Annotated in this window: 17 protein-coding genes; 7 read left to right on the forward strand and 10 right to left on the reverse strand. The window is 73.6% G+C overall.

Going from position 1 to position 14,735, the window contains the following annotated elements:
* Positions 1-149 precede the first annotated feature (149 nt).
* Positions 150-521 carry an ankyrin repeat domain-containing protein gene (locus tag H0S66_RS18005; protein WP_179616581.1) on the reverse strand — a complete coding sequence of 124 codons (372 nt, stop codon included), beginning with the start codon at positions 519-521 and terminating at the stop codon, positions 150-152.
* Between the two features lie 50 nt (positions 522-571).
* Between H0S66_RS18005 and galK the strand changes: the two genes are divergently transcribed.
* On the forward strand, positions 572-1,771 hold the full coding sequence (galK, locus tag H0S66_RS18010) for a galactokinase (RefSeq protein ID WP_179616582.1): 1,200 nt from the start codon (positions 572-574) through the stop codon (positions 1,769-1,771).
* Here the strand turns inward: galK and H0S66_RS18015 are convergent.
* Positions 1,768-3,105, reverse strand: a complete 1,338-nt coding sequence (locus tag H0S66_RS18015; protein WP_179616583.1) for a DUF2252 domain-containing protein — start codon at positions 3,103-3,105, stop codon at positions 1,768-1,770. The genes galK and H0S66_RS18015 overlap by 4 nt on opposite strands.
* Before the next feature lie 153 nt (positions 3,106-3,258).
* On the opposite strand from H0S66_RS18015, the gene H0S66_RS18020 reads away from it, so the two are divergent.
* The 3 genes from H0S66_RS18020 to H0S66_RS18030 all read left to right on the forward strand — a co-directional run bounded on the left by H0S66_RS18020 (position 3,259) and on the right by H0S66_RS18030 (position 4,731).
* Entirely contained in the window at positions 3,259-3,546 is a 288-nt protein-coding gene (locus H0S66_RS18020) for a YiaA/YiaB family inner membrane protein (protein WP_179616584.1), read from the forward strand.
* A gap of 52 nt (positions 3,547-3,598) precedes the next feature.
* On the forward strand, positions 3,599-3,976 hold the full coding sequence (locus tag H0S66_RS18025; RefSeq protein ID WP_179616585.1) for a hypothetical protein: 378 nt from the start codon (positions 3,599-3,601) through the stop codon (positions 3,974-3,976).
* Positions 3,977-4,086: 110 nt separating this feature from the next.
* Positions 4,087-4,731: a hypothetical protein gene (locus H0S66_RS18030; RefSeq protein WP_179616586.1), complete on the forward strand. Its 645-nt coding sequence runs from the start codon at positions 4,087-4,089 to the stop codon at positions 4,729-4,731.
* A gap of 66 nt (positions 4,732-4,797) precedes the next feature.
* On the opposite strand, the gene H0S66_RS18035 is transcribed toward H0S66_RS18030, so the two are convergent.
* Positions 4,798-6,015: an acyl-CoA dehydrogenase family protein gene (locus tag H0S66_RS18035; RefSeq protein ID WP_179616587.1), complete on the reverse strand. Its 1,218-nt coding sequence runs from the start codon at positions 6,013-6,015 to the stop codon at positions 4,798-4,800.
* Positions 6,016-6,028: 13 nt separating this feature from the next.
* Positions 6,029-7,405 carry an acyl-CoA dehydrogenase family protein gene (locus tag H0S66_RS18040; protein ID WP_179616588.1) on the reverse strand — a complete coding sequence of 459 codons (1,377 nt, stop codon included), beginning with the start codon at positions 7,403-7,405 and terminating at the stop codon, positions 6,029-6,031.
* Positions 7,406-7,516: 111 nt separating this feature from the next.
* On the opposite strand from H0S66_RS18040, the gene def reads away from it, so the two are divergent.
* Complete coding sequence (gene def / locus H0S66_RS18045) at positions 7,517-8,113, forward strand: peptide deformylase (protein ID WP_179616589.1); 597 nt, start codon at positions 7,517-7,519, stop codon at positions 8,111-8,113.
* 118 nt (positions 8,114-8,231) lie between these two features.
* Here def and H0S66_RS18050 read toward each other — a convergent pair whose 3' ends face one another.
* The gene (locus tag H0S66_RS18050) at positions 8,232-8,840 is read right to left on the reverse strand and encodes a hypothetical protein (RefSeq protein WP_179616590.1); all 609 of its coding nucleotides are present in this window, start codon (positions 8,838-8,840) and stop codon (positions 8,232-8,234) included.
* Between the two features lie 29 nt (positions 8,841-8,869).
* Here H0S66_RS18050 and H0S66_RS18055 point away from each other — a divergent pair, with 29 nt between their 5' ends.
* Positions 8,870-9,508, forward strand: coding sequence for a hypothetical protein (locus tag H0S66_RS18055; protein WP_179616591.1), 639 nt, complete (start codon positions 8,870-8,872; stop codon positions 9,506-9,508).
* 99 nt (positions 9,509-9,607) lie between these two features.
* Here the strand turns inward: H0S66_RS18055 and H0S66_RS18060 are convergent, their stop codons facing one another.
* The 3 genes from H0S66_RS18060 to cobA are packed head-to-tail and all read right to left on the reverse strand — an operon-like array spanning position 9,608 to position 12,318.
* The gene (locus tag H0S66_RS18060) at positions 9,608-10,162 is read right to left on the reverse strand and encodes an NUDIX hydrolase (RefSeq protein WP_179616592.1); all 555 of its coding nucleotides are present in this window, start codon (positions 10,160-10,162) and stop codon (positions 9,608-9,610) included.
* A gap of 55 nt (positions 10,163-10,217) precedes the next feature.
* Entirely contained in the window at positions 10,218-11,021 is an 804-nt protein-coding gene (locus tag H0S66_RS18065; protein ID WP_179616593.1) for a TrmH family RNA methyltransferase, read from the reverse strand.
* Position 11,022: 1 nt separating this feature from the next.
* Complete coding sequence (gene cobA, locus H0S66_RS18070; RefSeq protein WP_179616594.1) at positions 11,023-12,318, reverse strand: uroporphyrinogen-III C-methyltransferase; 1,296 nt, start codon at positions 12,316-12,318, stop codon at positions 11,023-11,025.
* 86 nt (positions 12,319-12,404) lie between these two features.
* Here cobA and H0S66_RS18075 point away from each other — a divergent pair, with 86 nt between their 5' ends.
* On the forward strand, positions 12,405-12,935 hold the full coding sequence (locus tag H0S66_RS18075) for a YbhB/YbcL family Raf kinase inhibitor-like protein (RefSeq protein WP_179616595.1): 531 nt from the start codon (positions 12,405-12,407) through the stop codon (positions 12,933-12,935).
* A gap of 28 nt (positions 12,936-12,963) precedes the next feature.
* On the opposite strand, the gene H0S66_RS18080 is transcribed toward H0S66_RS18075, so the two are convergent.
* Both H0S66_RS18080 and H0S66_RS18085 read right to left on the reverse strand, forming a co-directional pair.
* Positions 12,964-13,587, reverse strand: a complete 624-nt coding sequence (locus H0S66_RS18080) for a CE1759 family FMN reductase (protein ID WP_179616596.1) — start codon at positions 13,585-13,587, stop codon at positions 12,964-12,966.
* On the reverse strand, positions 13,584-14,672 hold the full coding sequence (locus H0S66_RS18085) for an LLM class flavin-dependent oxidoreductase (RefSeq protein WP_179617519.1): 1,089 nt from the start codon (positions 14,670-14,672) through the stop codon (positions 13,584-13,586). The genes H0S66_RS18080 and H0S66_RS18085 overlap by 4 nt, the downstream gene beginning before the upstream one ends.
* Positions 14,673-14,735 lie beyond the last annotated feature (63 nt).

Genomic DNA, 14,735 nt, shown 5'->3' on the forward strand with positions numbered 1-14,735 from the left:
CGGCGGCACCATGGTCGCCCGCAGCTACGTCCGGGGCCGCGCACGTCAATGGCCACGAGCGTGACGCGTCCTGGCTGGGGAGACCGAACGGCGCTGACCTCGCCGGATCGAGCGGGCGCGACGCACGAGGTCCAGTCGGTCCTCCAGGCTCAGAGGGTGCGGCCGAACATCTGCGCGGTCTCCCGCGCGGTCGGCGCGCCCGCGTCCGGGTCGGCGCCGAGGGCGACCAGGGCCTCCACTACCGCCTGCTCGTCCTTGAAGACGGCCCCGGCCAGCGGCGACTGGCCGCGGTCGTTGAGGGCGTCGACGTCAGCACCGCGCTCGGCCAGGCCCCGCACGACCGCCGCGTGGCCGTGGTACGCCGCGAGCATCAGCAGGGTGTTGCCCTGCGCGTCGGTGAGGTCGACCGGCACGCCTGCGTCGACGTAGGCCAGCAGACGTTGCGCGTGCCCCAGCCGGGCCAGGTCCAGGAGCTGGTGGGCCAGTACGGCCAGGTCGTCGTGGCTCGCGTCCTCGTTCACGACACGATCCTCGCAGTCCGGGTGGGTCGCGGCCTGCGTAGGGTCGTGCCATGACCTGGCTCTCCCCCGGTGACCCCGACGATCTCCGCGCACGGCTCCGCCGCGAATTCGAGTCGGCGTTCGGGTCGGCCCCCGACGTGCTCGGCCGTGCCCCCGGGCGGGTCAACCTGATGGGCGAGCACACCGACTACAACGCGGGGCTCGTGCTGCCCGTCGCGCTGCCCCACGCCACCTGGGCCGCGGTGCGTCGCCGCGACGACGACGTCGTGCGGATCCGCAGCCGGCAGCAGGAGCACGGCTGGGAGGGCACCGTGGCCGGGTGCGCACCCGGCGGGCCGCAGGGCTGGGCGGCGTACGCCGCCGGCGTGCTGTGGGCCCTCGGCACCGGCGCCGCGGAGGGTGTGGAGCCGCTCTCCGTACCGGGCGTCGACCTGCTGCTCGACTCCACCGTGCCGGTCGGCGCCGGACTCTCCAGCTCGGCGGCCCTCGAGTGCGCCGTCGCCGCGGCTGTCGTGGCGGCCCTTGGCCTCGACCTCGACACCCACCGTCCCGGCGTCGTCGCGGCGGCGATCCGGGCCGAGACCGAGGTGGTCGGCGCGCCCACTGGGGGCATGGACCAGACCGTGGCGATGCTCGCCGAGGCGGGTGCGGCGCTGCTGGTCGACTTCGCCGACGGCTCCTCGCGTCCGGTCGACCTGGGGCTGGCGGCCAGCGGGCTGCGGCTGCTGGTCACCGACACCCGGGTCTCCCACGCGCTGGTCGACGGCGGCTACGGCGAGCGCCGGGCCGACTGCGAGGAGGCCGCCCGCCGCCTGGGGGTCGCGTCGCTGCGCGAGGCGACCCCTGCCCGGGCCGAGGAGCTGGACGACGACCGGCTGCGGCGACGCGCGCGCCACATCACCACCGAGATCGAGCGCGTGCGCCGCACCGTCGAAGCGTTCGCCGACGACGACCACGCGGCGCTCGGGCGGCTCCTCCTGGCCTCGCACGTCTCGATGCGTGACGACTTCGAGATCTCCTGCCCCGAGCTCGACGCCGCCGTGGAGACCGCGGTGGAGGCCGGGGCCGTGGGTGCCCGGATGACCGGTGGCGGGTTCGGTGGCTCCGCCGTGGCCCTGGTGCCGGCCGAGCGGGTCGAGGCGGTGGCCCGCGCCATCGACCTCCGGTTCGTGCGCGACGGCTTCGCCGCGCCGGCCCACCTGCTGGCCGAGCCCGGGCCGGGCGCGTCGGTCCGGCGCGTGGGCGACTAGGTCGAGGAGATCCCGATCCGGCCCTCGCGGAACGCCTCGACGAACAGCGCGTGGTCGGCGCGCACCCGCTCGGCGTACGTGGTGGCGAAGTCGGTGACCCAGGCGACGAGCTCGTCGCGCCGCTCCCCCACGCTGGCGACCACGGCCTCCTCGACCTGGAAGTCGACCAGGTCCTGGTCGCTGTCCTCGTCGGAGGCGCAGTGCACCTTGGCGGTGGCGCGGCCCAGCAGCTCGACCACCTCGGCCATCTGCTCGGGCTCGGTGATGCCCGACCAGTCGAGGTCGACCTCGTACGGCGAGACCTCGGCGACGACGTAGCCGACACCGTCGATGGCGGCGTAGCCCAGCAGCGGGTCGGTGTGCACCTGCAGGGCGCGCTGGCTGACCGCGGTGCGGTGCCCCTCGTGCTCGAAGTAGTCGTCGACCTCGGTCGTGTCGACGAAGCGGCTCACGGCCGGCACGTTGGCCTGCTTCATGGACAGCACGACGTCGTTGTCGAGGGCCTGGCTGTGGCCCTCGATCAGCAGGTTGTAGGCCGGCAGCCCGGCGCTGCCGATGCCGAAGCCGGACTTGCCGACGACGTCGTGGAGGTCGTAGAAGACGTCGCGCGGCGAGCGGCGCTCGTCGGGGATCGTCTCGAGGTAGTCGCGGTAGGCCTGCACCACCTTCTCGTGCTCGGCGTCGCCGAGCCGGCGCACGCTGGGGTCGTCGCGGAAGGTCCGGTGCTCGCCGTCCCCGCGCGTGGTGTTGGCCGCCAGCAGGTCCGTGCGGCGCTGCTCGCGGGCCTCCAGCAGCACGTCGTGGACAGGACCCGAGGTGTTGTGCAGGTAGAGCGCGAAGTCGTCGGCGGCCTCGACGTAGTGGTCCACCTGGTCGAGGTAGGCCCGCAGGTAGCGCTCGACCAGGTCGCGCACGTCCTGCTCGGGCAGCGCCTTCTGCCAGCCCACGAGCGCCAGCGACGCGGCGAAGCGCTGCAGGTCCCAGGTGAAGCGGCCCAGGTAGGCCTCGTCGAAGTCGTTGACGTCGAAGACGAAGCGGCCGTCGGAGTTGAGGTAGGTGCCGAAGTTCTCGACGTGCAGGTCGCCGTGGATCCAGATCCGTCCGCTGCGCTCGTCGGCGAAGTCCTCGCTCCAGACCTGCGAGCCCGCCGACCCGCCGGTGGCCCCGGTGACGTCGGCGTAGAACAGGCAGGCCGTGCCGCGGTAGAACGAGTGCGGGTCGGCCGCCATCTTGCGGTACTTGCCGCGGAAGGCGGCGGGGTCGGCCTCCATCAGGTCGGCGAAGGCGGCGCCGAGCACCTCGATGATCGTGTCGGTGCGGTCCTGGTCGTCCATGCCGGCCACTGTGCCAGCGGCGCGGCCCGCGCAGGCCACCCGTCCGAGCTACCTGCTGCGCTTGGCCGAGCAACCCGGTTGAGTACCCGGGCCCAGCGCAGATGCGTACGCCGACGGGTCCGCCGTCCCCGGGCGCCGGGCGAGGGTGGACCCATGAGCCAACCCACCCAGAACAAGACCACCAGCGCCTTCTACGCCCAGGCCGGCATCTCCTTCGGCCTGGCCCTGCTCGCCATGGTCGTCGCGGTGCTGTACCTGCCCGTCGACCCCTGGATGCGCGCCTTCCTGGCCCTCGGCACCCTCTACCTGACCACCTCGGCCTTCACCCTGGCCAAGTGCGTGCGCGACGCCCAGGAGACCTCCTCGGTCGTCAGCCGGCTCGACCAGGCGCGCGTCGACAAGATCCTGGCCGACCACGACCCCTTCCGCTCCGTCTCCTGAGGCGTGCTTGACTGCCCGGGCACCCGATCGACGTCGACGAGAGGACCTGCCCATGAGCTCCACCGACGAGCAGCGCACCAGCACGATCGCCACCGCCGGGGAGGTCGGACGCCGCGTCCTCGGCACGCTGCACAGCGGCCTGCGTCTCGGCGGGCGGGCCCTGGAGCGGGTGCGGCCGTGGGTCGAGCGGGGCCTCTCGCTCTCCCCGGGCACCCGGGCGGACCGGCCGGCTGAGCGCTCGTCCGAGCACCCGGTGGCGCCCGCCACGCCCGAGGTGACGCCGGCCGACGTGGCGGCCCGGGTCGCGCCCCGCCCCGAGGTGGGCTCGGCCGCCGCCGAGCCCCGTACGCCGCGCTCGGCGCCGGGTGACCGGCTCCCCCCGCGGCGCCCCGGCCCGGCCCCGGAGCCGGTGCGGCCCGCCGACTCCTGAGCCGCGCTCACCCCTGGGTGCGGGGCCACCGTCCGCACCGGGTGGTTCACTCTGGGGGTCACGCCGCGGCCACTCGGTCGCCGGCACCCCATCCCCAGGAGGACACCCCCGTGCCCACCCCGCTCTCCAAGATCCCCGTGGTCGGCCCCGTCGCCGAGGTGGCGACCGACCTCGCCGTCGGCGTCGCCAAGCTCCCCGCCGCCGCTGCGGACAAGGCAGCCACCCAGGTGCGCTCCGGCGTCACCCTGGGGCGGCTCGCCGTCGAGGGCACCGCACGCAGCCTGGTAGGCAAGGTGACCGGCCGCTCCGGCGCGCCCGAGGCGCCGGCCAAGGCGCCCACGCCGGCGCCCGCCCCGGCAGCCCCGGTCACCGAGACGAGCACCGAGCCGAGCACCGAGCCGGTCACCGACATCGACGCCGGTGCCGCCGACGTCGAGGTCGACGCGACCCCGGCCGACGTCGCGGCGTTCGCCGGCAAGAAGAGCCCGGCCAGGAAGACGGCGGCGAAGAAGGCGGCTCCCAAGAAGGCAGCGGCCAAGAAGGCAGCGGCCAAGAAGCCGGCGCCGACGAAGACCGCCGACCAGGTCCCGCTCAAGTCCGAGCCGACCCCGTCCTCGGCGGCCCCGCCGGAGCCCGAGGGCCCCGAGCAGCTCGAGCTGCCCGCCGACGCGGGCACCGAGCCGCTGGTCGACACCGCGACCGCCAAGCAGGTCGCCTCGGAGTCCGAGACCCTGCAGCAGGCCAGCGACAGCTGAGCCACGACCACGACGAACGGCCCGGGACCCACCACGGTGGGTCCCGGGCCGTCGTACGTCGCCGGACTACTTCAGCTCGGCGCTGCTGAGCCCCAGCACCCGCCGCGCGACGATCAGCTGCTGGATCTGCTGGGTGCCCTCGAAGATGTCGAGGATCTTGGAGTCGCGCGACCACTTCTCGAGCAGCTCGACCTCGCTGTAGCCCAGGGTGCCGGCCAGCTCGACGCAGGAGAGGGTGATGTCGGAGCCGACGCGCCCGGCCTTCGCCTTGGCCATCGAGGCCTCCAGCGAGTTCGGCTCGCGGTTGTCGGCCATCCAGGCCGCCTGCAGCGTCAGCAGGCGGGCGGCCTCCCAGTCGGCCTCCATCTGCAGGAACTTCGCTGCGGCGGCCGACTGGGTCAGCGCGGGACGGTCGTAGTCGATGACCACCCCGGCCTGCTCGAGCAGGTCCCGGGTCAGGTCGAGCGAGGCCTTGGCGCAGCCGATGGCCATCGCGGCCACGAGCGGGCGGGTGTTGTCGAAGGTCGCCATCGCGCCGGCGAAGCCCTGCTTGACGTCGACCTCCGGGGAGCCGAGCAGGTTCTCCTTCGGCACCCGGCAGTCCTCGAAGATGATCGTGGCGGTGTCGGAGGCCTTGATGCCGAGCTTGTGCTCGAGCCGGTCGACGCGCATGCCCGGCGTGCCCTTGGGCACCACGAACGACTTGATCGCCGCGCGACCCAGGTCGCGGTCGAGGGTGGCCCACACGACGATGGCGTCGGCGCGGTCGCCGCTGGTGACGTAGATCTTCTCGCCGTTGATGACGTACTCGTCGCCGTCGAGGACCGCGGTGGTCGAGATGTTGGCGGAGTCCGAGCCGGTGCCCGGCTCGGTGATCGCCATCCCGGCCCACACGCCGTCGAAGCGCTCGGCCTGCTCGTCGTCGGCCACCGAGGCGATGGCGGAGTTGCCCAGCCCCTGGCGCGGCATCGAGAGCAGCAGGCCGACGTCGCCCCAGCACATCTCGGCGATCGAGAGCACCGAGGCGAGGTTGGCGCCGTTCTTCGAGCCCGCCTGCTTCTCCTCGGGCTTCTCGTCGCGGCGTACGCCGGCGGCGCCGGCACCCTCCGCGGCCCCGGACTCCGAGAGCCCGTCGATCATCGAGGCGAGCATGTCGAGCTCGGTGGGGTAGGCGTGCTCGGCCTTGTCGTACTTGCGCGAGATGGGCCGCAGCATGTTCATCGCGACCTGGTGGGCCTGGTCGCGCAGCGGGCGGAACTTCTTGGGGTCGTCCAGATTGATCATGGTGTGGTTGCCCTCAGACGAGGACGGCTCCTTCCATCACGCCGACGGCCCGCAGGTCGCGGTACCACCGCTCGACCGGGTGCTCCTTGACGAAGCCGTGGCCACCGAGCAGCTGGACGCCGTCGAGGCCGATCCGCATGCCCTTCTCGGCGCACAGCCGGCGCGCCAGCGCGACCTCGCGGGAGAAGTCCTTGCCCGCGGCGGCGCGGCCGGCGGCCTTGTAGGTCAGCAGGCGCATGGCCTGCAGCTCGATCGCGATGTCGGCGACCATGAACGCCACCGACTGGCGGTGCGCCACGGGCTCGCCGAAGGCGTGGCGCTCCTTGACGTAGGGGGTCACGTAGTCGAGCACCGACTGGCCGGTGCCGACCGCGAGGGCGCACCACGCCAGGCGCGAGAGCCGCACGCACTCGGCGTACGTCGAGCCGTCGGTCTCGCCGAGGACCGCGTCGGCGGGCAGGGTGACGCCCTCGAGGCGCAGGCGGGCCATCGAGGCGGCCCGCACGCCCATGCCGGGGTCGGACTCGACGCTCAGGCCGGGGGTCGAGGACTCCACCAGGAACAGCACCGGGCTGCCCTCGAGCTCGGCGCCCACGACGAAGAGCTCGGCCTCGGCGGCGCGCACGACGGCGCTCTTGAGCCCGTCGAGGACGAAGCCGTCGGGCGTGCGCCGCGCGGTGGTGCTGGGCGAGAGGGCGTCGAAGAGGACGGCGGGCTCGCTGATCGCCAGCGCGGCCGCCGGCACCTCGTCGCCGGTGAAGGCGGGCAGGTAGGTCTGCTGCTGGGCCTCGGTGCCCCACAGGCCCAGGGCGGTGGCGACCGCACCCGGGGCGAGGGCGGCCACGGCCAGGCCCATGTCGCCGCGGGAGAGCGCCTCGGCGACCAGGGTGCCGGCGACGGCCGAGCGCTCCTCGGAGATGCCGCCGAGCGACTCGGGCACGCCGAGGATCGGCAGCCCGATGTCGAGGCTGGCCTTGAGGACGGGCTCGGGGGCGGCGCACGCCTCGTCGGCCTCCGCGGCGGCGGGGCGCACCACCTCGGCGGCGTACTCGCCCACGACGTCGACGAGCATCTGCTCGTCCTCGCTGGGCGTCAGGTCGAAGACGCCCTTCGGCGCCGCAGCCGGCACCCGGACGCCGGCCTTCTGCCGGCTGCCCGCGCGGGTGAAGGCACGGTTGGCGCTGGTGGCGGCCTGGAAGCCGGTGCGGGTGACGGTGAAGACCGCCTGCTCGGCCTGCTTGCGCAGGCCCACGCGGTCGAGGAGGTCGCTCTGGGCGAGCTTGCCGAGGGCGGCCACGGCGTAGCCGATGGGGTCGCGCACCTCGGTGTCCGCCAGCCCGTGCCTTCCCCCGGGGCGCAGCCGCGCCGGGAGGCTCTTGGTCAGGTCCATGACGTCAATGTAACTGTGAGTTACACATTGCGCTACAGGTGGGTGCGTGGTCCGGGTCACAGCGCAGCGTTGGTTTAGCGGGCGCCGTGGGGCTCTCCTAGGATCGCGGGCATGCCCGCACCGCCAGAGCAGCCCGAGCACGCGCCGTACGGCCCCCTCCCCGAGGGCGGCACGGTCCGCCCGATCACCCGCTGGGGCACCCCGGTCATGCACCGCCCCCAGGAGCCGGTCACGACGTACGACGACGAGCTGCGCGCCCTGGTCGCCGACATGGTCGCCACCATGTACGCCGCCGACGGGGTCGGCCTGGCCGCCTGCCAGATCGGCGTCGACCGGGCCGTCTTCGTCTTCGACTGCCCCGACGAGTCGGGCGAGCGCACCGTCGGCGTGGTCTGCAACCCCGAGCTCGAGCTCCCGGAGGGCAAGGAGCGCCACCTCGACGACTCCGACGAGGGCTGCCTGTCCTACCCCGGCGCCTTTGTGCCCTGCGCCCGCCCCGACACCGCGACCGTGCACGGCACCGGGCTCGACGGCGAGCCGGTCACCTTCACCGGCGACGGCCTGCTGGCCCGCTGCCTGCAGCACGAGACCGACCACACCCGCGGCACGGTCTTCGGCGACCGCCTGGCCACCAAGCAGCGCAAGAAGCTCGCCAAGGAGCACGACCGAGCCGTCGAGGAGTACCCGGAGGGCTGGCCCGCCGAGTGAGGGTCTACTGGCCGGGTGCATGAGTCCCCGGTCAGCCGGGGATTCATGCACTTAGTGGGTGTTGCAACACCTGACAAGTGCATGAGTCACCGGTCGGCCGGGGACTCATGCAGGGCCGCTAAGCACCCCTCGCCGGGAAGGCGGTCCCGCCGTCGGCGGCCAGCGCCTCGGCGACCACGCGCAGGTGCTCCTCGCGCAGGTCGTCGGGCAGCGGCGGCAGCACGTCGTCCCAGAACGCCAGCATCGCGCCGCGGCCCTGCATCATCCCGGCGGGGCGGGCCAGCGCCCACAGGTGGAAGTGCTCCGAGCCGTCGCCCCAGCGCGCCAGGTGGGTGCGGGCCACGCCCGGCACCGCCTTGACCGCGTTGCTCACCCGTTGCAGCAGCGGGCCCAGGGTGGCGAGCAGCTCGAGCGGCGCGTCCTCGAGCAGCACGTGCTCACGCGGGGCGATCCCGCCCACGAACGGCAGCCCGAAGGGCACGAACCCCGAGCGCACCTGCCACAGGTCGTCGTGCCAGATGGTGTGCTCCGACGGCTGGCAGTGACCGCACTCGCTGCGGTCGGCCTCGCCCGCCCGCGGCGCCTCGGGCACCAGCATCGGCTCCAACGGGCGCAGCGTGACCTCCTCGAAGCAGGAGAGACGGTCCTCGACCAGTGGACGGCCCGGGAGCCGCTCGCCGATCGGGAGGGTGCGGTGGTAGGCGGAGTCGGCGGGTCGTTGGTCCATGGGGCGAAAGTAGCGAATACTCTCCGAGCGTGCTTTACCTTTCTCGGGTCACCGCCGGCGCCGCACTGACCGCCCTCGCCCTGTCGGGCTGCACGGCTCAGGGAGACGGCTCGCCCGCCGCGGCACCGACCGCCACCGTCACGGTGACCACCACGCCCGCCCCCAGCCCGGACGACGGCGACGTCCAGGACGCGATCACGATCGAGTCGATGTCCAGCGGCACCACCTGCTACGACCGTCCCTACCCCGACCTCGCGTGGCTCGACGTCACCTACGAGGTCCTGCGCGACGTCGAGCACCTGGACTTCTCGTTGGTCGACAGCGACGGGGTCCGGTCGATCGGTCCGGCGATCGACCTCCCACCCACCAACTTCGGCGGCACCATCGCCTTCGGCGGCGAGTACGCCTGGTCCGACCGCGCGGAGCTGCGCGAGCAGAGCCAGGTCTCCTGGGCGGGTCGCAACCGCGTCGACTTCTACTCCGCCACCGAGGGGCGGACCGGCCTGCTGATGTTCCACCTGCGCTTCGACGACGACGTGCTCGCCGGCGAGCGGACCGCCGAGATCGGCACCGTCCGGGCCACGTGGTCGGGCGAGGACGGGCCTGAGGGGCAGGTCGAGGTCCCGGTCGAGCAGGCCGTCTCGTTCAGGCCCGCCGACTGCCGGTGACCTCGGCGAGATGGACACCAAGCGCGGGGTCCACGTCCCGCGATCGGGCAGCCGCTGCAGGCGCCACCTCCCCGAGCACCCGGTCAGCCCACCGTCGGGCTAGGAGCCCTGGATGAGCCCCAAGGCGTCCGCGTGCCGCAGAACGTCGGCGTGGAGAGGTTCCTCCTCGGCGAGGTAGTCCGCCGCAGCGCTGGGTCGAAGGGTCAGCACCTCCACGATGTCCTCCCCGTCCAGCGGATTCGAGGGCGGCCCGGTGACCCGTACGCGTCCGACTGCGTATCCCCAGAACGTGCGGGGGTGGGCGAAGTGGGCGCGATAGGGCTCCGCCAGCTCGCTGTCCGCCCGGTGCGAGGAGAAGTGGACCAGGTCTCCCGACAGGACGGCCCCTGCCTCCTCCATCAGCTCCCTCTCGGCCAGGTCGCGGAGGGACTCACCGAGCTCCCGCGTTCCTCCCGGCAGGAATCGCCCACCCTGCGCGTCTCGGCACACCACGACCTCCGCCCGATCGGTCACTGCAACGACGTGGAGGCGAGTGGTGAGGTCCTCGGGCGCCGCCCCTTCGACGTACGAGGTGCGAGCGGCCGCGTAGTCCACGTACGCATCCTGGAACAGCCGAGGAAAGCGCTCGGACCAGTCGGTGGCGCGGGTGTTCACGCGCCCCAGCATGTCAGTCGCCTCCCCTGCCATGCACTCCTCGGGACACGCCCAGTCAACGCCGCGCGGTGACGTAGCAGGCCACCGCGGAGGCGGCGGCGACGTTGAGGGAGTCGATGCCCTCGTGCATCGGGATGACCGCGCGCCGGTCTGCGCTGTCCTGCCAGCGCTCCGAGAGCCCGTGCCCCTCCGAGCCCAGCACCAGCGCGACCTTGTCGAGCCCGGCGACGGCCTCCTCGACCGGTACGGCGTCGTCGGCGAGGGTGAGCGCGACCGTCGTGAAGCCGCGCTCCGAGAGCGAGGGCAGCGCGTCGCGCCACCCGGGCAGGCGGGTCCACGGCAGCGTGAAGACCGCGCCCATCGAGACCTTGATGGCGCGGCGGTAGAGCGGGTCGGCGCAGCGGGGCGCCAGCAGCGCGGCGTCGAAGCCGAGCGCGGCGCCGCTGCGCAGGATCGCGCCCACGTTGGTGTGGTCGACGATGTCCTCGAGCACCAGCACCGAGCGCGCCCCCTCGAGGACGGCGTCGACCGGTGGGAGCGGGCGGCGCTCGAGGGAGGCGAGGGCGCCGCGGTGCACGTGGAAGCCCGTCACCTGCTCGGCGAGGTCCTCGCTCAGCACGAAGCAGGGCGCCTCGGAGCGCTCGAGCACGTCGGCGAGCCCGTCGAGCCAGCGCGGGGCCATCAGGAACGAGCGGGCGGCGTACCCGGACTCGACGGCGCGGCGCACCACCTTCTCGCCCTCGGCCAGGAACAGCCCGTGCTCGGCCTCGAGGTCCTTGCGCAGCTGTACGTCGCGCAGGTCGCGGTAGTCGCGCAGCCGCGGGTCGTCCGGGTCGCTGACCTCCACCAGCTGCGCCACGTCACTCCTCCGCGAAGTCGCCCGGCCGCACCGTCACCGGCTCGGCGTAGTGGCCCGGTCGGGCCACGGCGACCACGTCGCCGACGACGATGATCGCAGGCGCCCGGACCCCCTGCTCGACGATGTCGTGCGCGAGGTCGCCGAGGGTGCTCAGCACCGTGTGCTCCTCGGGCATCGTGCCCTCGACGATGACCGCCACCGGGGTGGAGGGGCGCCGACCACCGGCGATCAGCGTCTCGGCGATCACGGGGGCGTTCTGCACCGCCATCAGCAGCACCACGGTGCCGCGCATCCGCGCCAGCGCCTCCCAGTCGACCAGCGACTGCGGGTGACCGGGGGGCACGTGACCGGTCACGACGGTGAACTCGTGGGCGACGCCGCGGTGGGTCACCGGGATCCCCACACCGGCGGGCACCGAGATCGCCGACGTCAGCCCGGGGACGACGCTGACCGGGACCCCGGCGGCCCGGCAGGCCAGGATCTCCTCGAAGCCGCGACCGAAGACGAAGTTGTCGCCCCCCTTGAAGCGCACCACCCGCTTGCCCTCGAGCGCCCGCTCGACGATGACCTCGTTGATCGACTCCTGGCTGGCCTGGCGCCCCCGCGGCAGCTTGGCGACGTCGACCAGCTCGACGTGGGCCGGCAGCTCGTCGAGCAGCTCGCGAGGAGCCAGCCGGTCGGCCACCACGACGTCGGCGCTGGCCAGGGCGTGCCGGGCGGCGACCGTCGCCAGCTCGGGGTCGCCGGGCCCGCCCCCGACGAGCACCACCCCGGCGGTGCGGTGGTGGGCGTCGCGCACGGTGAGCCGCCCGTCGCGGAGCGCGGTCATCACCTCGTCGCGCACGGCCGCGGAGCGGCGGGGCTCGCGGTTGGCGAGCACCGCGACGGTCACACCGTCGTGGCGCCCGACCGCGGGCGTCCAGGCGCTGGCCTCGCGGGCGTCGTCGGCACGCGTGCAGAAGACCCGCTGCGCCTCCGCCTCGGCCAGCACCGCCGCGTTGACCTCGGCGTCGTCGGTGGCCGCGACGACGTACCACGCGCCATCGACGTCGGTGGGCTCGAAGCGGCGCCGCACCCAGGTGAGCTCGGCGCCCATGCCCTCCAGGGCCGGGGTGACGTCGGGGGCGACGACGACCACGTCGGCGCCGGCGGCGATCAGGGCCGGCACCCGGCGCTGCGCGACCTGTCCCCCGCCCACGACCAGGACCCGCCGTCCGGCGAGGCGCAGGCCGACCGGGTACGGCGGGGGCTCGTGCGCGGTCGCGGCGGTGGTGGGGTCCTCGGGGAGAGCAGCCATGGGCCCATGCTCCCCGGGCGCACCCCCGGGCGGCGCCACTGCCCGGGTGGTGGTCACGGTCCGAGACGTTGGCTACGTTCGGCTACATGAGCAACCTCGAGCGCCCCGTGGCCCCGAACCCCTACGACCTCCTGCCCCCGGTGCCGTCCTTCACGGTGACCAGCACCGACGTCAGCGAGGGTGCGCCCCTCGACGCGGCCCAGGTCGGCGACGGCGGGGACTCCTCGCCGCAGCTCTCGTGGAGCGGCGCTCCCGAGGGCACCAAGAGCTTCACCGTGACCTGCTTCGACCCCGACGCGCCCACCCCCAGCGGGTTCTGGCACTGGGTGCTCGTCGACCTGCCGGCCGACACCACCGAGCTGCCCGCCGGCATCGGCGCCGAGGGTGCCGACCTGCCGGGCCAGGCCTTCATGTGCCGCAACGACCTGGGCGCCAAGGCGTTCGCCGGGGCCGCCCCGCCGCCCGGCGACCAGGTGCACCGCTACTTCTTCGTGGTGCACGCCGTCACCGAGGAGAGCCTCGGCGTGGACTCCGACGCCAGCCCGGCCGTCGTCTCGTTCAACCTGGCCTTCAAGACCGCTGGCCGCGCGGTGCTGCACGGCACCTACCAGCACTGACGCGGCACTGGACGCTGGCCGAAGGACGTCAGCCCGTCGGGTCCGCGCCTGCGCGGCGCAGCAGCTCCTCGAAGGGCGTGGGCTCGGCCAGCTCGGCCTCGAGGCTGCGCTCGCGCGGCCGCCGGTGCCCGGCGCCCGGGTTCAGCGCGGCGGCCAGCTCGGCGGCGGCCCGCTCCACCCGGGCCTCCAGACCGGCGTCGCCGAAGTCGTCGGTGGCCGCGAAGACCCCGGAGGGCAGCACGGTCGCCCGCAGGTGGGTGAAGAGCGGACGCAGCGCGTGGTCGAGCACCATCGAGTGCCGGGCCGTGCCTCCGGTGGCGGCCACGAGCACCGGCGTCCCGTCGAGTGCGTCGCGCTCCAGCACGTCCACGAAGGTCTTGAAGAGCCCGCTGTACGACGCCGCGTAGACCGGTGTGACCGCGATCAGCGCGTCGGCGGCGCGCACCGCCTCCAGGGCGGCGGCCAGCTCCGCACCGGCGAAGCCGGTGACGAGCCGGTCGGCCAACGGGTGCGCGAGGCGGCGCAGCTCGACCACCTCGACGTCGACAGGGGCCTCGAGCCGGCCCACGACCGCGGAGATGAGCCGGTCGGCCAGCAGCCGGGTCGACGACGGGTCCGACAGGCCGGCGCTGAGGACCACCAGCCGGGTCATGCCGTGACCTCCTGCCGCTGCCGCGCCGCGAGCATCCCGGCGTGGGTCGGGGCGTCGGGCACGTGTGCAGGTCGCCCCTCGGCGAAGCCCGCACGCAGGTCGGGGAGGATCTCGCCGAGCAGGTCGAGCTGCTCGAGCACGGTCTTCAACGGCAGGCCCGCGTGGTCGATGAGGAACAGCTGGCGCTGGTAGTCGCCCACGTGCTCGCGGAAGCCCAGGGTGCGCTCCAGCACCTGCTGCGGCGAGCCGACCGTCAGCGGGGTCTGCGAGGTGAAGTCCTCCAGCGACGGGCCGTGGCCGTAGACCGGGGCGTTGTCGAAGTAGGGCCGGAACTCGCGCACCGCCGCCTGGCTGTCCCTGCGCATGAAGAACTGCCCGCCCAGCCCGACGTAGGCCTGGTCGGCGCGGCCGTGCCCGTAGTGCTCGAAGCGGTCCCGGTAGAGCCGCACCATCCGGGCCGCGTGCTCGGACGGCCAGAAGATGTGGTTGTGGAAGAAGCCGTCGCCGTAGTACGCCGCCTGCTCGGCGATCTCGGGGCTGCGGATGGAGCCGTGCCAGACGAAGGGCGCCACGCCGTCGAGCGGACGCGGGGTCGCGGTGAAGCCCTGCAGGGGCGTGCGGAAGCGTCCCTGCCAGTCGACGACGTCCTCGCGCCAGAGCCGGTGCAGCAGCGCGTAGTTCTCGACGGCGAGGTTGATGCCCTCGCGGATGTCCTTGCCGAACCAGGGGTAGACCGGGCCGGTGTTGCCGCGGCCCATCATCAGGTCGACGCGACCGCCGGTGAGGTGCTGGAGCGTGGCGTAGTCCTCGGCGATGCGCACCGGGTCCGTGGTGGTGATCAGCGTCGTGGATGTCGAGAGCACGATGCGCTCGGTCTGCGCGCCGATCCAGGCCAGCGTCGTCGTCGGCGAGGAGGCTACGAACGGCGGGTTGTGGTGCTGGCCGACCGCGACGACGTCGAGGCCGACCTCCTCGGCCTTGCGCGCGATCGCGACCTGCGCGCGGATCCGCTCCTGCTCGGTCGGGGTCCGGCCGGTGGTCGGGTCGGGCGTCACGTCGCCGACGCTGAAGATCCCGAGCTGCATGCTGCTCACGCTCCCCTGTAGTTGAATCTCGAACTGTCGATCCAACGGCGGCGGGGGCCCGCT

Source organism: Nocardioides marinisabuli, from assembly GCF_013466785.1.
GTDB classification, from domain to species: Bacteria; Actinomycetota; Actinomycetes; order Propionibacteriales; family Nocardioidaceae; genus Nocardioides; species Nocardioides marinisabuli.